At 63.1% G+C, this 18,831-nt stretch carries 13 protein-coding genes, 1 tRNA gene, 1 pseudogene and 1 riboswitch; of the genes and pseudogenes, 8 read left to right on the top strand and 7 right to left on the bottom strand.

Going from position 1 to position 18,831, the window contains the following annotated elements; translation table 11 throughout:
• The 3 genes and pseudogenes from VJ604_RS17485 to alr all read right to left on the bottom strand — a co-directional run.
• Nucleotides 1-369 (bottom strand): annotated as a pseudogene (locus tag VJ604_RS17485) (ASKHA domain-containing protein); the annotation flags it as partial.
• The gene (gene selD, locus VJ604_RS17480; RefSeq protein WP_324084732.1) at nt 356-1,393 is read right to left on the bottom strand and encodes a selenide, water dikinase SelD; all 1,038 of its coding nucleotides are present in this window, start codon (nt 1,391-1,393) and stop codon (nt 356-358) included. The pseudogene VJ604_RS17485 and the gene selD, both read right to left, overlap by 14 nt.
• A gap of 67 nt (nt 1,394-1,460) precedes the next feature.
• On the bottom strand, nt 1,461-2,600 hold the full coding sequence (gene alr, locus VJ604_RS17475) for an alanine racemase (RefSeq protein WP_324084730.1): 1,140 nt from the start codon (nt 2,598-2,600) through the stop codon (nt 1,461-1,463).
• Nucleotides 2,601-2,765: 165 nt separating this feature from the next.
• Nucleotides 2,766-2,867, top strand: a riboswitch (TPP riboswitch).
• A gap of 64 nt (nt 2,868-2,931) precedes the next feature.
• On the opposite strand from alr, the gene thiD reads away from it, so the two are divergent.
• Together thiD and thiC are read left to right on the top strand one after the other, a co-directional pair.
• Nucleotides 2,932-4,386, top strand: coding sequence for a bifunctional hydroxymethylpyrimidine kinase/phosphomethylpyrimidine kinase (gene thiD, locus VJ604_RS17470; RefSeq protein WP_324084728.1), 1,455 nt, complete (start codon nt 2,932-2,934; stop codon nt 4,384-4,386).
• A 203-nt stretch (nt 4,387-4,589) separates the two neighbouring features.
• Nucleotides 4,590-5,900 carry a phosphomethylpyrimidine synthase ThiC gene (gene thiC, locus VJ604_RS17465; protein ID WP_324084726.1) on the top strand — a complete coding sequence of 437 codons (1,311 nt, stop codon included), beginning with the start codon at nt 4,590-4,592 and terminating at the stop codon, nt 5,898-5,900.
• Nucleotides 5,901-6,112: 212 nt separating this feature from the next.
• Here thiC and VJ604_RS17460 read toward each other — a convergent pair whose 3' ends face one another.
• Nucleotides 6,113-8,269 carry a PAS domain-containing sensor histidine kinase gene (locus VJ604_RS17460; protein WP_324084724.1) on the bottom strand — a complete coding sequence of 719 codons (2,157 nt, stop codon included), beginning with the start codon at nt 8,267-8,269 and terminating at the stop codon, nt 6,113-6,115.
• Between the two features lie 218 nt (nt 8,270-8,487).
• Between VJ604_RS17460 and VJ604_RS17455 the strand changes: the two genes are divergently transcribed.
• The 6 genes from VJ604_RS17455 (at nt 8,488) to VJ604_RS17430 (ending at nt 14,376) form a co-directional block, all read left to right on the top strand.
• A complete protein-coding gene (locus VJ604_RS17455) occupies nt 8,488-9,888 on the top strand; it encodes a sigma-54-dependent transcriptional regulator (RefSeq protein WP_324084722.1) in 1,401 nt (466 codons plus the stop codon).
• Between the two features lie 398 nt (nt 9,889-10,286).
• Nucleotides 10,287-11,000, top strand: a complete 714-nt coding sequence (locus VJ604_RS17450; RefSeq protein ID WP_324084721.1) for an Hpt domain-containing protein — start codon at nt 10,287-10,289, stop codon at nt 10,998-11,000.
• 61 nt (nt 11,001-11,061) lie between these two features.
• Nucleotides 11,062-11,442 carry a response regulator gene (locus tag VJ604_RS17445; RefSeq protein WP_324084719.1) on the top strand — a complete coding sequence of 127 codons (381 nt, stop codon included), beginning with the start codon at nt 11,062-11,064 and terminating at the stop codon, nt 11,440-11,442.
• Nucleotides 11,443-11,550: 108 nt separating this feature from the next.
• Nucleotides 11,551-11,626, top strand: a tRNA-Thr gene (locus tag VJ604_RS17440).
• 702 nt (nt 11,627-12,328) lie between these two features.
• Nucleotides 12,329-13,654 carry a M23 family metallopeptidase gene (locus tag VJ604_RS17435; RefSeq protein ID WP_324084717.1) on the top strand — a complete coding sequence of 442 codons (1,326 nt, stop codon included), beginning with the start codon at nt 12,329-12,331 and terminating at the stop codon, nt 13,652-13,654.
• A 170-nt stretch (nt 13,655-13,824) separates the two neighbouring features.
• Complete coding sequence (locus tag VJ604_RS17430) at nt 13,825-14,376, top strand: acyloxyacyl hydrolase (RefSeq protein WP_324084715.1); 552 nt, start codon at nt 13,825-13,827, stop codon at nt 14,374-14,376.
• 83 nt (nt 14,377-14,459) lie between these two features.
• Here VJ604_RS17430 and VJ604_RS19335 read toward each other — a convergent pair whose 3' ends face one another.
• The 3 genes from VJ604_RS19335 to dnaJ form a co-directional block, all read right to left on the bottom strand.
• Complete coding sequence (locus tag VJ604_RS19335; RefSeq protein ID WP_349256701.1) at nt 14,460-14,678, bottom strand: GSU3473 family protein; 219 nt, start codon at nt 14,676-14,678, stop codon at nt 14,460-14,462.
• A 465-nt stretch (nt 14,679-15,143) separates the two neighbouring features.
• Nucleotides 15,144-17,195: a penicillin-binding protein 1A gene (locus VJ604_RS17425; RefSeq protein WP_414652469.1), complete on the bottom strand. Its 2,052-nt coding sequence runs from the start codon at nt 17,193-17,195 to the stop codon at nt 15,144-15,146.
• Nucleotides 17,196-17,404: 209 nt separating this feature from the next.
• A complete protein-coding gene (dnaJ, locus tag VJ604_RS17420) occupies nt 17,405-18,526 on the bottom strand; it encodes a molecular chaperone DnaJ (RefSeq protein WP_324084713.1) in 1,122 nt (373 codons plus the stop codon).
• Between the last annotated feature and the right edge of the window lie 305 nt (nt 18,527-18,831).

The following is an 18,831-nucleotide window of genomic DNA, read 5'->3' as shown; positions in this document are numbered from 1 at the left end:
CTGGGTGAAGAGCGGGCGAAAGGGAGGATAGGCGAGGGAAGCGACGGGGAGGCCGAGGGCGAGGTGTTCCATGGCCGGGTTTCCCGCCAGCGCGATGCTCACCAAGTCGCCGAATTCGGCCCCGGCGGCGGCCAGCATCTCCTCAGTGAGCCGCTCCATCTCCAGGGCCAGCGCCCCCTTCATGGCGCCAAGCGCCTCGGGGTCGGCAGCTTTGGTCAGCCTGGCCAGCACGTCGGCCCCCCACTCCCGCTGCGGATTGAGGGTGCCGTTCAGCGCGAGCCTCTGACCCGAGCTGGCATCGAGAAGGGACGCGGCGATGGTGGTGGTACCGAGGTCGAAGGCGACGCAGAGGGATTTAGACGAAGACAAGGGGTGCTTCTCCGTAGGACTCGACCTCTCCGAGGAGGGTCGTGAAGGAGCCGGCGGCTTGGGAGCGGATGATGAATTCGCGGGCGTCGGCGGGGGCAAAGGAGATCAGGAGGCCACCGGAGGTCTGCGGGTCGAAAAGCGGCAGGAGCCGGTCGCCGTTTACCCCGGCCAGTTGCTTGGTGTAGTGGTCGCGGTTCCGGTAGCAGCCGGCGGGAACCAGTCCGTCCTCGACCAGTTCCGCCACCCCCTGCATAACCGGCACCTGCGCCAGCTTGATCCGGAAGGTGACCCCGGCCCCCAGCGCCATCTCGCAGGCGTGCCCGATGAAACCGAAGCCGGTGACGTCGGTCGCCGCGGTCGCCCCGCAGCTCACCATCAACTCGGCGGCAGCGCGGTTCAGTTGCGTCATCCAGCGGATCGCCTCGGCCTCCAGTTCCGGTTCGATCATCTGCGCCTTGATGGCGGTGGAGACGATACCGGTGCCCAGCGGCTTGGTCAGCACCAAGAGGTCACCGGGGCGGGCGGTGCAGTTTCTGACCACGGCGGCGGGGTTGATGAGACCGGTCACTGCCAGGCCGAACTTGAGCTCGTCGTCCTCCACCGTGTGGCCGCCCACCAGGCAGGCGTCCGCCTCCCTGAGCGCGTGTGCGCCCCCCGCCAGGATGGCAGCCAGCACCGAGGTCGACAGGCTGCAGGCCGGGAAGAAGGCCAGGTTCATGGCGGTGACCGGGCGCCCGCCCATGGCATAGACGTCCGAGAGCGCGTTGGCCGCCGCGATGCGGCCGAAGGTGAAGGGGTCGTCGACCAGCGGGGTGATGATGTCGGTGGTCTCCACCAGGGCGAGGCTCTCCCCTATGCGGTAGACCCCCGCATCCTCGGCCCCCTCCACCCCCACGATCAGGTTGGGATCATCCGAGCGCGTTATGTCGCGAATGGCATCCTCCAGGCCCGCCGGGCCCAGCTTGGCGGCTCAACCGGCCGCCTTCACCATCGCCGTCAGCCTGATCGTGCTGTCGTCGTTCATGGAACTCCCTCTGCCTTCAGTCGGACCTGTCCGACCTGTCCGACCTGTCTGACTGGTCGGAGACTGGTTACCCGATGTAAACCCGGCGTACCCGCCGGGTGCTGATGCCGCAGAAAATCTCGTAGGGAATGGTCCCCGCCTTCTCGGCCAGCTCTTCCGCGCTGATGCAGTCCCCCATGGGGTCGGGGCCCAAGAGGGTCACCTCGTCGCCGACCGAGATCCCCTCGATGCCGGTCACGTCCAGCATGATCCAGTCCATGCAGACGGTGCCGGCCACCCGGGCCCGCTGGCCGCGGATCAGCGCCTCACCCTTGTTGGTGAGGCTTCGGCAGTAGCCGTCCGCGTAGCCTACCGGCACGCTCGCGATCAGCGTTCTCTTCTCGGCGATGAAGCGCCGGCCGTAGCTGATCGGGGTACCCGGCTCCACCCACTTGAGCATCGCCACCTTGGAGCAGAGCCGCATCACCGGCTTGGACTTCACCAGCCCGCAAAAATCGCCGGAGGGGAGCCCCCCGTACAGGACGATGCCGGGACGGACCAGGTTGCAGTAGGGGAGGTCCAGGGTCAGGATCCCGGCGCTGTTGGCGGTATGCACGTAGGTCGGATCAAAGCCGAGCCGGCGCGCCTCCTCGACCACGGCGTTCAGCCGGTCCGCCTGCAGCTTGGTGAAGGCCCGCCCCTCCTCGTCCAGCTCATCGGCGCTGGCGAAGTGGGAGAAGATCCCCTCCAACTCCAGGTTCTTGAACTTCTTCAGCTTGGCCAGGAACTCCGGCGCCTGGTCGTAGGGGACCCCCAGCCTCCCCATGCCGGTGTCCACCTCCAGGTGCACCTTGGCCTTCCGGTAGCACTTGATCTCCAGGGTCGCCCTGTCCAGCGCCTCGGCCTGCTCCAGGGAAAAGAGGGCGGTCGAGATGTTGAGGCCGATGCAGCGCTTCTCCTCGCCGGGGTAGATCCCCCCCAGGATCAGCACGGTGCGATAGACGCCGCTCATCCTCAGCTGCACCCCCTCGGCAAGAAAGGCCACCGCGAAGGCGTCCACGCCGAGCTTCTCCAGCTCCTCCGACACGTACTGGAAACCGTGCCCGTAGGCGTCGGCCTTCACCACGGCCAGAATGCCGCACCCCTTGGGAACCGTCTGCTTCACAATCGAGAAGTTGTGACGCAGGGCCGCCAGGTCTATCTCCACCACCGTTGGCCGGCTATCCATACCGTCTACCCGTCTCCGTCGCTACTTATAGAATGAGGCTGGACCTCGCGCGGAAACTAACCACGGATGTCTCAGCCATCAGGATTTTCTACCACTTCTCCCCTTTGCTGTAAAGGCAAAAACCTTGACTTTGCAAGAGGATTACTTTACCTTACGCACGTTATAAAAGCCAGCTGGGGGAGTTCGTACGAACTGAGACAGGCACGCCTGAGACCCTTCGAACCTGATCCGGTTAAAACCGGCGTAGGGAAGCGGCACGAACTCCAATCACCCGTACACTCTGGAGCCGTGACATTGCCGTTGCGGCTCTTTTCATTTACAGGACACTATCTTGCTAAAGCTCGTCGTCGATCATAGGGGCAAGGAACGCTGCGTGGAGGGACTCTACCTGATCACCGATCAGGGGGAGCGCCTGGTGGAGCGGGTCCGTGACGCGCTGTCGGGCGGCGTCAGCGTCCTGCAGTATCGCGACAAGCTGCGAAACCCCGTGCAGCGGCTCTCCACGGGGCGCGAGCTGAAGGCCCTGTGCGCGGAGTTCCAGGCCAAGTTCATCGTGAACGACGATCTGGAACTCGCGCTGGCGCTGGACGCCGACGGCCTGCACCTCGGGCAGGAAGACGGCGACCCCGCCGCGGCCCGCGCGGCGCTGGGCAAAAAGAAACTGTTAGGGATCTCCACCCACTCGCTGGAGGAAGCGCTGGCGGCACAGGCGGCAGGGGCCGATTACGTCGGGTTCGGTGCCATCTACCCCACCGGCAGCAAGGAGGTCCCCGAGACCCGAGGGCCGGAAGGGCTCGCCCTTCTGAAAGGAAAGCTCAAGATCCCGGTGGTCGCCATCGGCGGTATCACCCGCGACAACGCCTGCCCGGTAATCGACGCGGGAGCCGACGCCATCGCGGTCATCTCCTCGGTGCTCTCCTCGCGGACACCGGGACTGGCCGCCGCAGAACTGGCGCTTCTTTTCAACCGCTGCATGCAGCAGCCCAGGGGAATCGTGCTGACCGTGGCCGGCAGCGACTCGGGCGGCGGCGCGGGCATCCAGGGGGACCTGAAGAGCATCACCCTGTTGGGCAGCTACGGCGCCTCGGCCATCACCGCCCTCACCGCCCAGAACACCCGAGGGGTCTCCTCCATCCATGCGGTCCCGCCGGCCTTCCTCGCGGAGCAGCTGGAGGCGGTGCTCTCCGACATCCCGGTGGACGTGGTGAAGGTCGGCATGCTTTTCTCCCCCGAGAACACCGCCGTCCTTTCCGAAAAGCTCGCCGAGCACGGCATGAGGATGGTGGTGGTCGACCCGGTGATGATCGCCAAGGGGGGGACAGCGCTACTGGAGGACGAGGCGCTCACGGTGCTGAAGAAGCGGCTGATCCCGCTCAGCTACCTGCTGACCCCCAACATCCCGGAGGCGGAACGGCTGACCGGACTGACCATCACCGACGCGCCAGGCATGGAACTGGCTGCCCGCGCCCTGCACCTGATGGGGGCCCGCAACGTGCTGGTCAAGGGTGGGCACTTGAGCGAAGGGGTGGTGACCGACATCCTTTTCGACGGCACCGGCTTCACCCGCTTCACCGCGCCCCGCGTCCTCACCCGCAACACCCACGGCACCGGCTGTTCGCTCGCCTCAGCGATCGCCACCTTCCTGGCCCAGGGCGAGCCGCTCCCCGGCGCCATCCTGAGGGCGAAGCTCTTCATCACCCGCGCCATCAAGTTCGCCCAGCCGCTGGGGCGGGGACACGGGCCGGTCAACCACTTCCTGGCCGCCAAGGACCAAGGGGAAAGCTAGCATCCCATCCGCACCCCTGCCCTCTCCCCGCCTTTGCCAAGGCTTCGGCGGGCAAGCTTTGAAGGAGAGGGAGCGCTCGTGAAGAGACTAAAAGTTTAGGAGAACCTGTCCCCCCCGACCTCCCCTCCCCTTCAGGGAGGGACAGGGTGAGGATGGGTTCCAGCATGCACTATGGCCCAACTTGGGCTTACAAAGGAGTAGTCATGACCCAGCTCGAATACGCCCGCAAGGGGATCATCACCGAGAAGATGCGCCAGGCAGCCCTCGCCGAAGGGGTCGAGCCCGAGTTCATCCGCGCCGGGATCGCCCAGGGCAACATCATCATCTGCCACAACAACAAGCACCTGAACGGCACCCCGCTGGCAGTCGGCAAGGGGCTGAGGACCAAGATCAACGCCAACATCGGCAGCTCCGCCGACGACCTCGATATCCAGAAGGAGCTGGAGAAGGCCCGGGTGGCGGTGGCCGCCGGCGCCGACGCCATCATGGACCTCTCCACCGGCGGGCCGGTCGACGAGATCCGCCGCGCCATCATCGCCGAGACCTCGGCCTGCATCGGCACCGTCCCCCTCTACCAGGCCGCCCTGGACGCGGTGCGCACCAAGAAGAAGGCCATCGTCGACATGACGGTGGAGGACATCTTCGAAGGGGTGATCAAGCACGCCGAAGACGGCGTCGACTTCATCACCGTCCACTGCGGCGTCACCCGCTCCACCGTGGAGCGGATGAGGAAGGAAGGGCGCATCATGGACGTGGTCTCCCGCGGCGGCGCCTTCACCATCGAGTGGATGGCGCACAACAACATGGAGAACCCGCTCTTCGAGCACTTCGACCGCCTGCTGGAGATCACCAAGGCCTACGACATGACGCTCTCCTTGGGCGACGGCTTCCGTCCCGGCTGCCTGGCCGACGCCACCGACCGCGCCCAGATCCACGAACTGATCCTTCTGGGCGAGCTCACCCAGCGGGCCCAGGAGTACGGCGTGCAGGTCATGATCGAGGGACCGGGACACATGCCGCTCAACCAGATCGAGTCCAACATCCTCCTGCAGAAGAGGCTCTGCCACGGCGCTCCCTTCTACGTGCTCGGCCCGCTGGTGACCGACATCGCCCCCGGCTACGACCACATCACCTCCGCCATCGGCGGCACCATCGCCGCCTCAGCCGGCGCCGACTTCCTCTGCTACGTGACCCCCTCCGAGCACCTGAGGCTTCCCAGCGTGGAAGACGTGCGGGAAGGGGTGATGGCCTGCCGGATCGCCGGGCACGCCGCCGACATCGTCAAGGGGGTGAAGGGCGCCGTCGAGAAGGACAACCAGATGGCCCGCTGCCGGAAGAAGCTCGACTGGGAAGGCCAGTTCGCCCTCGCCATCGACCCCGAGAAGGCGAGGAGGCTTCGGGCCGAATCCGGCGTCGCCGACCACGGCGCCTGCACCATGTGCGGCGAGTTCTGCGCCTACAAGGTCATGGATGACGCCACCGAGCGTGAGCTCGCCAACGTGGCCCACGGCTAGCGCCACCTCCGCAACCTGCACCACAAAAAGCCCCGCGCATCCTCAGGATGGCGGGGCTTTCTCGTTACTGCTCGCAGCTAACGTATGCCTTGTGCTCCCCAGCTTCACTTTTCGACTTCGCCGACTCCCCCTCTCCCCCCGGGAGAGGGCCGGGGTGAGGGAAGCCGGACCATCCACCACTGTCGGCAACAGCCAGCAAAACCCTTTGCTCTTTACCGCTTCTCCGGGATCGCGACGGTGACCGTGGTCCCCCTGCCGGGGGCGGAATCGAAGGTGAGGCTCCCGCCATGTTCCTTGACGATGGCCGACGAGATGTAGAGCCCCAGCCCGGTCCCCCCTTCCCTGGTGGTGAAGAACGGCTCCTTAAGCCTCTTCAGGTCGCCGGCGTCGATCCCGGCACCTTCATCGCGCACGGTCACCAGCACCCTGCCGGCGACAGGATCGTGCGAGGTGGCGAGCACCACGCCGCAGGCGCGATGGGGAAGCGACTGCAGGGCGTTGACCAGCAGGTTGATGATGACCTGCTCGATCTGCTGGGCGTTCCCCAGCGCAGGGGGAAGTCCCTCCGCCAGCTCCATCTGGAAGTTGTCCGTATGCCGGTGGATGTGGTGCCAGAGCATGGCCGACGCGCTCTGCACCAGCCTGTTGATGTCGATGGCGCCGTGCAGGCCGCTTTTGTCCTGCCGCACCCACTCCTTCATGTTGTCGACGATGGCGCTGATCCTCCGTGAGCTGTCCGTTATCCCGTTGAACAGTTGGGGAGCGAAGTCTCGCATCTGGTCGTAGGAGAGTCCCCTGAGCGCGAAGTCGCCGTGCTCCTGCCGGTAGCGCTCCAGGATCGGAGCGGCGTCGCGCCAGACGTCGGTGAGTATGGCGGCGTTAACCCCGATGCAGTTGTTGGGGTTGTTGATCTCGTGGGCCACACTGGAGGCGAGCAATCCCAGCGAGGTCATCTTGTTGGCGTGAATGAGCTTGGCCTGGGCGGAGCGGACCTCCTCCTCCAGGCGGATCTTGGCCGTCATGTCCCGCAACGAGCAGTAGACCACCAAACGGTCGCCCAGCGTGATGACCTGGCTCCAGATGGAGACCGACAGGGCGCTGCCGTCCTTGCGGGTGCAGACGCCTCTTTCCACGCTCAGCCGGCTACCCGCCTCGCTGAGTTCGACGGGGGGATCGAGGATAGTGGCGGGGGTGAGCTCCTTAAGTTCGGAGAGGGTGAAGCGGGTTAGTTCCTGAGCCCTCGGGTTGGCGTCGATGATCCGGTGGTCGTCGGCCCCGAACAGGATGATGCCATCCAGGTTCTGGGCGAAGAGCTGGTGAAAGCGCTCCTCGCTCTCGCGCAGGAGGTCTTCGGCACGCTTGCGGTCGGTTACATCCCGTATGTACTCGATGACGCCGGTGACCTCGATCTTGGCAGCATCGAAGAGGGGAAAGGTGCTGATCTCCAGCCACCTCTCGTCCCCCTCCTTCACCACCGGGAAGGTCTTGCGGGCAGGCTGGCCGGTCTGGACGGTTTCGCTGGAGGGACAGGGAGTGCACTGCTCTTGGCGGCCGTGGAACGACTGGTAGCATTTGCGTCCCACCTCGGCACGCCCCCCCGAGATCCTTCTGGTGACCGGATTGAGCCTGGTGATGGTGAGTTCCCGGTCCAGGATGGTGATGCCGTCCTGGATGCTGTCAATGATGCTGGAGAGGAACTGCTCGCTCTCGGCAATCACCGCCTGGGCCTTCTTCCGTTCGGTGACGTCGAGGATGACGCCGACCAACCCGGCCACCTCGCCATCGGCGCCGGCAAAGGTCGCCTTGTTGAAGATGACATCATGCCGGGTACCGTCGGCATAAAGAACCGAGGCCTCATAGATCTGGACTCCCGGGGTGCGGAACAGTTCCTCGTCCTTCTCGAAATACCGTCGCGCCAGGTCGGGCGGCGCCAATTCGAATACGCTCTTGCCGACGATCTCCTCCCCCTTCATCCCCAGGAACTCGCCAAAGGCCTTGTTGTGTCCGAGGTAGCGCCCGGCGCGGTCCTTGTAGAAGATGGGGCTGGGGATGGTGTCGACCAGGGTCTGCAGGAAGGTCAACTGGGTCTGCCGGCTCTCCGCCAGCTCACGCAGGCGCGCCTCGTAGCGCCCCCGCTCCCAGAGCAGGACGAAGCCAAGCGCGAGAAACAGGGACTCTATGGCGACGCTGCAGGCGATGACGTTGTACTTGAGGTGACTGAAGCCGGCGGCGAACTGGCTCTTACCGGCCTTGATCAGCAGGAGTTCCTCGCTGCGCAGGTGACCGATGAACACGGCGGTGATGATCGCGATGATCAAGGTAACGATCAGCACGTTCAGGAGAAAGATGTTGATTCTTGGCTTATACATGAGCTTACCTGCCGGCTACGCGCGGTTGTCGGGCACCTCGGGGCGCCGGATGCATCTATACATCGTCAAGCGGGCGCAGATAAAGGATTTTCAGGAGGATGAGCCATAAATAATTTCCCGCGATTCCCGGACCGGGGACGTCCATCTGCCACGGCGGAAAGGTTTAGGTGCTTGTGCACCGACCTCGAATTGGCTACAATGCCGCGCAAGGAGCCTCCATGCAAAACAGCAAAGCGTCTGCGCCGGCCGTGGTGATCGTCGATGACGAGGCCGACATCTTACTGAGCTACCAGGTGATGCTCTTGGGGGCAGGCTTCACCAACATCGTCACCTGCGCCGACAGCCGTAAGTTGCTCCCACTGCTGGAACAGACCAGGGTGGGCGCGGTCATACTCGACCTGCAGATGCCCCACCTCTCCGGAAAGGAGCTCCTCGACCAGGTCGGCGCCCAGTACCCGCAGCTCCCCGTCATCGTGGTCACCGCCGCCAACGAGATCGCCACCGCCGTGGCTTGCATGAAGGCGGGGGCCTTCGACTACCAGGTGAAGCCGGTCGAGATCAGCAGCCTGGTGGCGACCGTCAAAAATGCCATGGAGATGAACGTACTGCGCGACGAGATCTCCTCTCTGCGCGAGTCGCTTTTGACCGGCAGGGTCCGCAACCAGGAGGCCTTCGCCGGTATCATCACCCAGCACCCCAAGATGCACGCGCTGTTTGGTTACCTGGAGGCGGTGGCGGCGACCAGCCAGCCGGTCCTTATCAGCGGGGAAACTGGGGTGGGCAAGGAGCTTATTGCCCGCGCCATCCACACCCTGAGCGGGATGTCCGGCGAATTCGTGGCCATCAACTCCGGCGGCCTCGACGACCTCATGTTCGCCGACACCCTCTTCGGCCACCGCAAGGGGGCCTTCACCGGCGCCACCGACACCAGGGAGGGGATGATCGCCAAGGCGGCCGGCGGCACGCTCTTTCTGGACGAGATCGGCGACCTCTCCCTCGCCTCCCAGATAAAACTGCTGCGCCTGCTCCAGGAAAACGAGTACTACCCGCTGGGCTCCGACACCCCTCTACGCAACCGCTCCCGCATCATCGTCGCCACCCATCAGCGCCTCGAGCAGCTCATCGAGGAGGGAAGCTTCCGCAAGGATCTCTACTACCGGCTGTGCGCCCACCACGCCGAGGTCCCCCCGCTGCGGGAACGTGAGGGTGACCTCCCGCTGCTGGTGAAGGCCTTCGTGGAAGACGCCGCCCGTCTCCTTAACAAGGAGAAGCCGTCCTGCCGCCCTGAGCTCTTCAGCTACCTCGCCGGCTACCCCTTTCCCGGCAACGTACGCGAGCTCAAATCCATGGTCTTCGACGCCGTGGCCCGCCACCAGGGAGGGAGCCTCCCTCCGTCGAGCTTCCTGAAGGGGATGAAAAAAGTGTCGCACCTCTCCTCCCCCGTCGCGACCGTCGGTCACCGCCCCGCCACCTCCGGCGGCCGCTTTCCGACCCTGAAGGAGATGGAGAACCATCTCATCGAAGAGGCGCTCCAGCTCTCCAACGGCAACCAGGGGGCCGCCGCCAACCTGCTCGGCCTAACCCGCCAGGCGCTGAACAAGCGACTGTCCCGCAGATGACCCTCTCCGCTGCTGTATGCTTCCCCGACCTCCACAATTCATAATTGCGATGTAACTTGTCTGCGCTACAGGATACGCCGATAGCCCCCTCAAAAAGGTGCGACATTATTTGCATGTGCGACATTTTTTGCAGACAGCTAACCCATCGATCTTACGTTAAAAAGGCATTTTGCTCGGACAAAACCACCTCAATTTGTAGCACGCCTCCTTTTTTAACCCGCCTCTCCCCTCGCCACAACTAGCTGTTTCCTCGCGATATTTTTTCAGATCAAAACGGCACGCCTCGTGCTGTCTATAGGCCGCCATCCGCCGGCAGACAGCTGTCACGGGGTGCCTGCCGTACGGCACCAGCTGCTCATGTTCAGCCGGCCAACTTAGGAGCAGGAGAACAACGGGAAATGCCGCAACGATACCTGAGGATATTCTGTCCGGAGGCCGAGGATCACCTAGCCTCGCTGCGCAGCGGGCTGCTGGTGCTGGAGAAAAATCCGTCCCGGGGCACGCTGCTGCCTGAGCTGCTGAGAAGTGCGCATACGCTGAAGGGGTCGGCCCTGATGGTGGGGCTCCACGACATCGCTGCCATCACCGACCGGATCGAAGCACAGCTGAAACGTATGACCTGCGGCGAGGAGGCCATCGACGCCCCGGCCATCGACTTCCTCATCAAAGGGGTCGACGCCATCACCCTGATCAACAAGGCCCTCGCCCGCGAGGAGCAGCTGGAACTGAACGTGGCCCGCTTTCTGGACGAGTACCACCCCAGCAAGCTTTGGCGGGTGCGGCACGAGCAACGGGAGGCAGGCGCAGGTCAGTTGAGCGAGACCGCCCGCGCGGCCTTCAGGACCTTCGATACCCTGCAGCATCTGATCGGGGAGATGAGCGTCAAGAAGAGGCGTCTGGAGGGTAGGCTGACGCGGGTGATGGAGTTGGCACAGTCGGTGACGCCGGCTTCCGAGGCGGTACTGGGGGGCTTCCGGCGCGAACTGGAAGACGACCTGCTCTACCTCGACTACCTGATCCAGGAACTGCACGAAAAGGCAGGAGAGGCCTGCGCGCCGGAGGCTGTCCGCGACCTCCGCCTTGCCGGAGTACTAGCCGGAGCTGGCGCCTAACGACGAGGCCCCCTACGGTATTTCCGGTGGAGGGGAAGAATATGCTGAAAAGGAGCATGGGTTGGGGAAGAAGATTCTCATCATAGACGACAGCGAAGTAGTGCTGGCGATGGTCAAGGACATCCTGGAGGAAGCCGGTTACCAGGTCGATACCGCAACCAACGGCATAGAGGCCAACCGCTACATCTTCTCCCGCAACCAGCCGGAGCTGATCATAATGGACATCATGATGCCCATGCTCGACGGCAACAAGAAGGCGAAGATCCTCAAGGATAACGAACTCAGCCGCGACATCCCGATCCTGCTGCTCTCCTCGAAGAACGAGCACGAGTTGCGCGCCCTCGTCGAGGAGGCCGGCGCCGATGGCTACATCCTGAAGCCTTTCTCCCGCCTAGAGATGGTGAGCATCGTGAAGAAGTGCCTGCAGGAGAGCGCCGGCTAGCCTTCCGCACCATAAGCTCCGTCTCAGGAATGGCTTGACGGCATCCCTTTTTTGGGGTACAAATCACAGGCGTCCCGGGGGAACCGGGACCGCAAGATCGTCCCGTCAGCCGGAGTAACTCAGTTGGTAGAGTAGCTGATTCGTAATCAGCAAGTCGGCGGTTCGAGTCCGCTCTTCGGCTCCATAAAGAAGTGAAGGGGTTGGCTTAACGGCCAACCCCTTTTGTTTTGAAACTGTCGCCACGGCTGTGCAGTACCCGGGCGACCTCCAAACGATGAAAGGCCCGCCGTGCTTCGGCGGGCCTCATTTTCTGTCTTTACATCGATACCCTTTTCAAGGGTCAGTCCGGAACTAGATAGAAACCGGATAATGGGCTGCTCTCATCTTGTTAGAATCCTCATCGGTGGAGTTTCTTTGATGCTGCGCAACCTCCTTTGTGTGAGCATTCTGTTTCAGCTAGCTAGCTGATGAAAATATATCACCTGCCAGGGCTATTTTACAGACTGTTACAAAAAAATTTTTTCGTGTATAGTCCAAGACTTGTGTGCTAATGAGATTAGCTGCCGCGCACAGCGACCGCGTCCTCCGCTCAACCCTGCACAATCATTACCCCTTTCCTGCTGAAACGTCACCTTCCATTCACATTAAGGTCGTTGCCACCGTCCCCTCATTGGGTGGGGCCAGCGACCGGCCGACTCCCGCTGCCGAATCGAGCGCGCTGCCTCCCTCAACTGGACTTTAAGGGGGCCGGTGCTAGAATCCGAAGTAGATTCGCTTACATCTGGCACCAGCGGCGTCGAATGCGGGTTCACTCTTTCGGCGGACGCCCTCGGCAGGTGACCACTGCCAGCTGCCGGATGACCTGAAGAAAGTTCCGGAGCAAGCCATGAAATCTTCCAGCATCTTCGGCGTCCTCATCGTGGCGGCTTTGGCCGCGATCGGCTTCTTCTACCTCAGGGACATGCGCGGGCCGGAAGTTTCTCTCTCGCCCGGCCCCGGACCGGTCTCAGGGAAGGCCGAGATGGCCGTCTCGCTGCACGATCCAGGTTCTGGAATGAAGAAGCTGTCCATCATCGCGCTGCAGGGACAGCGCACCATCACCGTGCTCTCCCGGGAATACCCCCCCAAGACATACACCGCCCGCGAGAGTTTCCGGCTGGCGGAGACTCCCAGTCTCAAGGACGGCCCCTTCAAGCTGGAGGTGAGTTCCAACGACCGGGCGCTATACCACCTGGGAGCCGGTAACCGCACAGTCAAAGCCATCGACTACACCTACCAGAACAAGCCCCCCGCCGTCACCGCGCTCAGTATCGCGCACAACATCGCCCGTGGTGGCGTGGGGCTGGTAATCTACACAGTCAACCGGGAGGTCCAGAAAACAGGGGTCGTCTTCGCCGACCGCTTCTTCCCCGGTTATCATCAGTTCGGAGACGTCTACGCCTGCCTGTTCCCCTTCCCCTACAATCTTCCCACCGAGCGCTTCGTCCCCAAGATCCTGGCGGTCGACCGCGCAGGGAACGAGCGGGTGACCGGGATCTACTTCCACCTGATCCCTAAGGCGTTCCCGAGCGACCGGATCCAGTTGCCCGACACCTACCTGGACAAGGTATCCGCCGAGTTCAAGGACCGCTTCCCGCAGGCGAACACGCCGCTGGAGATCTTCCTGAAGGCCAACCGCGACCTGCGCGTGCATGACCTCAAGCAGTTGGAAGAGGTGGGAAAAAAGACCTCGCCCACCTTCCTGTGGGAGGGACCCTTCCTGCGCATGCCCAATTCCGCGCCGCGCGGAGGCTACGCTCAGTTCCGGGATTACTACTATCACGGCAAGCTGGTCGACCAGGAAACCCACCTGGGGATCGACCTGGCAGCTTTAGCCCACGCCAAGGTGCCAGCAGCCAACCGCGGCAAGATCGTCTACGCCGACGACCTCGGCATCTACGGCCAGTGCGTCATCATAGACCACGGCCTGGGGCTGCAGACCCTATACGGCCACCTGAGCGGCATCGGCGTCAAGGTGGGCGAAGACGTGCAGAAAGGGCAGATCATCGGCACCACCGGCGACACCGGACTGGCCGGTGGCGATCACCTCCACTTCGGGGTGATGGTCTCCGGGGAGCAGGTCAACCCCATCGAGTGGTGGGATCCCTCCTGGATCAACAACAACATCACCTCCAAACTGCAGGACGCCAAGGAGACCGCGAAGGCGCGCTGACCTACGCCGTCCCCCTGCCAGAGCGCACCCGGGGCCAGCACATGGCCGTCCTTCCCCGGGCGCGGCCGCGGCCTCGGGATTTTCGCGCGGATACCTCTACCTCGTTGACAATCCATTCAACATCTGTAAAGTTATGAACATCCAATGAACGAAGCATCCCAGGAGCTCCCATGAAACGGATCTTGCCCGTAATCCTCTTCCTGCTCTCTTTGTTGGCAACCGGCACCCAAGGGTGGTGTCAGGACGAGGACCAGGGGTTGCGCACCGTCGGTGCACGGATCGGCTGGATGGCCACCGCCCGCAACTCGTACATCCACCAGTACGACGCCTTTTTCGACTACGGTCTTCCCTGGTCGGTGCGGAACAAGGATGGATGGGGGCTGGCCATGCAACTCAAGGGCTCGCTGGGCGCCCTGCACGGGGCGGGAGAGACCGGCTTCATCGGCGCGGTCGGGCCTGGTGTCGTCTTTGACAAAGCCGGCGGCAAAGGGGTGGTCATAGAACTGGGCGGCGACGCCAACTTCCTCAGCAGGGATAATTTCGGGTGGGTTGATCTGGACGGACATGTCCTGTGGGACGGTCACATCGGCATTTCCTACCGCTTCGCGGCCGGCCCCGGCATCGGCTACCAGTTCCAGCACATGTCCAACGGCGGCCTCAACGGCCACATAAACACCGGCCTGGATCTGCACATGTTGCTAGTAACCTGGAGCTTACACTGAAAGGGAATGGGTTAATCTGGCGCCTGGGAAGAACTATCTCCTCGGGCAGATGACAATGGTGCAGATAGTGGAATCAACTTATCTCAAGCAATCCAATCAGTCGTTCTCTTTTTCACCAGAAAGTCGGTAAACCTTTTCTTTTCACCACTGAAATTACAGGACGTGGGAGCTTTCCGGATGGGATCAACTCCTATGCGAACCCAACCATCCGAGCGCTGGAAGGCGATGATTCCCTTCTTCCTGATCAAATGATCAAGAACGTAGTGAGGGAAGCGCCCCTCGCGGCCATCAAGTAGTATCACCTTTATCCGCTTCAACTCTCTCACCTCCCCCGCACACTAAGCAAATTGTATCGCATCGCGTCCTCATCGCTCAAGGCAAAACCAAGATCGGCCCAAAGATGGGAATAAAGGGCATGCGAGGGGGGTGTTGACTATTCAAGGCGACCGGGAGTAGACTAAAAAACATGGAGGGAACAAACAGTTCGAACAACCCGGCGGCCCTCAGACGGCAGCACGGGTTGGGTGGTTGGCGTTCAACGGGACCAAGCCGAAGGCCTAACATCTCGTTCGTCAGGCGCGTCAAAACCGCCACAAAAAGGGAAAGCAACAACCTGTCGCGGACTGCCTCAACAAACAGCCGCTTTCCAGGTGCTTTCACCGACGAACCAGAGAAATGATCCCATAATTGCAACGCCAACTACTTTTTTAAAAAAGGCCGGATGTCAGCTGACATCCGGCCTTTTCTCTTTCCGTGCTCCGCGCCTGCTACTGCTGATCGGCGGGGGGTGGTTCCACCTCCTCTTCCGGCGTCGGCAGTACATCCTCCAGCGGCAGATCGGTGCCCGGGGCTTTCGGCTTGCTCGCGGCGGGAGCCGCCGGTGGCATGTTCTGCCCGCCGTGCTTGGGACAGTACTGGGTCGGCTCGGTCCCGGTCTGGTAGAACTCCTCCTTCTTGACCGGGCAGTCGGGGGTGGCCAGGAAACCGGTGGAGGGATCGATGGTGGCAGTCACCACGTTATCCGGCTTGGGGAAATCGACTGCCGGCTTGCCCGCCAGGGCGCCGGTCATGAACCTCCCCCAGATGGGGGCGGAGACGGCACCCCCGGTGAACCCTCTGCCGCCCGGCTTGGGCTGGTCATAGCCGACCCAGACCCCGGTGATCAGCTGCGGAGTGAAGCCGACGAACCACGCGTCGCGGTAGTCGTCGGTGGTCCCCGTCTTCCCGGCCGCCGGGCGGGCTTCACTGAACTTCTTCAGCCCCTTCGCGGTACCGTAGGTAAGGACGTCCTTCATCAGTTGGGTGGTGAGGTAGGCGGTGGCGGGCGCCAGGGCCGGGGTAACCGCAGCAGGCGTTTCCGTCCAGCTGCGACGGTTGCGATCGTAGACGCGGATGATGGTCCTCGCCTCGGCGCGGGTCCCGCCGGTCGCAAAGGGGGTGTAGGCGGAGACCAGCTGGCTCAGGGTAACCTCCTCGGTCCCCAGGGCAAGCGACAGGTCCTGGCGGTGCAGGTCGAGGCCCATGGTCTTGGCGAAGTTGACGAAGTTGGCGACCCCGACGGCATCCAGCAGCTTCACCGCGATCACGTTGTTGGAGTGGGCCAGGGCCTCCCGAAGGGTGAGCTCCCCGAACGACCTCTTCTCGTAGTTGACCGGCTTCCAGCTCTGGCCGTTGCCGCGCGGATAGGCGACCGGCTGGTCGTTCATAATGCTGCCGGCGGTGAAGCCGTTTTCCAGGGCATCGGCGTAGATGAAGGGCTTGATGGAGGAACCTGGCTGCCGCTTGGCGACGAAGGCGCGGTCGTAGGCGCTCTTGGCGAAGTCGACGCCCCCCACGGCGGCAAGCACGTTGCCGGTGGCGGGATCCAGGCAGATGAGGGCACCCTGCAGCTTGGGAGAGACCTTCCTCACCCCTTCGCTGAGCGACTTCTCCGCGAGCTGCTGCAGCGGAAGGTCCATCGCGGAGATGACGTCCAGTCCCCCCTCATCCACGATGCGGGGGCCGTAGGCCTCCACCAGCTTGCTCCGGAGGTGGGCGACGTAGGAGGGAGCCTGATCCCCCTTCCATACGGTGGCAGGGTGGTTGACGATCTCCTGCTTCTGTCGACCGGAGATCATCCTGAGTTCCGCCATCCGGTTCAAGACCAGCATCCGTCGGTTGTTGACGTCGGCAGGTTTGCCCAGCGGGTTGTAGCGCCCCGGCGACTTAGGTATGCCGGCCAAGAGGGAGCACTCGGCATCGGTCATCTCCTCCGGGTTCTTGTCGAAGTAGAGCCGTGCCGCCTGCGCGACCCCCCAGGCACCGTTGCCGAAGTAGATGGTGTTGAAGTACATCTCCAGGATCTGGTCCTTGCTGTACTTCTTCTCGAACTCCATGGCCAGCTGGGCTTCCTTGAGCTTGCGGTCCAAGGTCTTCTCGCCGGTCAGGTACTTGTTCTTGATGAGCTGCTGGGTGATGGTGGAGCCACCCTCCGCCATCCGCCCCTTGACCACGTCCTTCATCAGGGCGCGGGCGATCCCCTTCACGTCGATGCCGTTGTGCTCGTAGAAGCGGGAGTCCTCGATGGCCACCAGGGCGTTCCTGAGGAAGACCGGGATCCGCTCGATGGGGGTCCAGTAGCGCTGGGTGGAGAGGATGCGCCCGACGAAGCGTCCCTGGTTGTCGAACACCTTGATGGAACTGTAGCCGGTGGGGGCGATCGGGTAGGAGGGGATTACCCTCTCGTAGGCGCAGGCGGAGGAAACCAGCCCGCAGATGAGCAGCAGCGAGAAAATGACCGGCCAGAGAGTCTTACCGTGGGGAAAGGATCGGCACCTCAAGGTGATGTACTCCTTGTATTGCTTGCAATCAAGATAACCCCGCCATTGTGCAACGTCTCTTGGGGCGGGTCAAGTCCGTAATGGCCGGGGCAGCTCCTCCAGCCACCTCCCGACTCTCGATGCAACGAAAAAAGGCGCGTTCAGATGCGCCTTTTTTCGTTACCGATACCGTTAGCGGTTAACCAGAGCGTACTCCGCCCTGCTCCCCGTCAGCTGAGGATGTCCATCACCTTGGCGAAGAAGTTCTTGCGCATGGGGTTGACCTCCTCGCCGCTGATGCGGGCCAACTCCTCCAGGAGCTCGCGCTGCTGCTTGTTGAGGTTGGTGGGAGTCTCCACCTTGGCGACCACCATGTGGTCGCCACGGCCGTACCCCTGCAGCGCCGGGACCCCTTTGCCGCGCATCCTGAAGATGGCGCCGGACTGGGTCCCCTCCGGGATCTTCATGTTCACCTTGCCGTCCAGGGTGGGGACCTCGATCTCGCAGCCGAGCGCCGCCTGGGTGAAGCTGATCGGGATCTCGCAGATCACGTCGTTGTCTTCGCGCTTGAAGATCGGGTGATCCTTGACGCTGAGCGCCACGTACAGGTCGCCGTTGGGGCCGCCCTTGGTCCCCTGCCCCCCTTCTCCGGAGAGCTTCAGCCTGATGCCGGTCTCCACCCCTGCCGGCACCTTCACCGAGATGGTCTTCTTGTCGCGGACCGTGCCGGCGCCGCGGCAGGTCGGGCAGGGGTGATCGACCACGCGCCCTTCGCCGTTGCAGTGCGAGCAGGTCTTGCTCACGCTGAAGAACCCCTGCTGGAAGCGCATCTGGCCTGCCCCCTGGCAGGTCGGGCAGGTCTTGGGGGAGGTGCCGGGCTTGGCGCCCGAACCCGAGCAGGCGTCGCAGCGCTTGGCGTAGGGGATGTCGATCTTCTTCTCCACCCCGAAGGCGGCCTCCTCGAAGGTCACCTCCATGTTGTACTGGAGGTCGTCGCCGCGCTTGCCGCGGGAGGCGCGCTGCCTGCCGCCACCGCCGAAGATGTCGCCGAAGATGTCGCCGAAGATGTCCCCGAAGGGGGAACCGGCGCCGAAGCCGCCGGAGGAGAAGCCCTCCCCGCCCACCCCGGCATGGCCGAACTGGTCGTAACGTGCCCTCTTCTCAGGGTCCGCCAGCACCTCGTAGGCCTCCGAGATCTCCTTGAACTTGTCCTCGCTGGCCTTGTCACCCTGGTTCTTGTCCGGGTGATGCTTGATCGCCAACCGCCGGTAAGCCTTCTTGATCTCGGTGTCGGTGGCGTTCCTGTTGACCTCGAGAAGCTCGTAATAATCCTGCTTGTCACCGTTTGCCAAATGCACCCTCGTAACACACAAAGAGCAGCGGATAGTAAGAAGGGGGAACCCTCCTGTTCGCCGCTGCCCGTTGTGCGTGTCGTTAATTTACCGCATCTTCCATCAAAACGGCCTTCTATGCAACCGTTTTTTCGTTACTTCTTGTCGTCCTTGACCTCTTCGAAGTCGGCGTCGACCACCTTCTCGCCCTTGGCGCCCCCCTGCTCCTGCTGCTCCGCGTGGGGCTCGGGGCCGGCATGCTCGCCGCCTGCCTGGGCCTTGGCGTAGACCGCCTCGGCCAGCTTGTGGGAGGCCTGCATCAGGCT

The sequence above is a fragment of the Geomonas sp. genome, assembly GCF_035254065.1.
In the GTDB taxonomy this organism is placed as follows: domain Bacteria; phylum Desulfobacterota; class Desulfuromonadia; order Geobacterales; family Geobacteraceae; genus Geomonas.
Note: the sequence above shows the minus strand (reverse complement) of the source record. Positions and strands in the feature narration are given on the sequence as shown.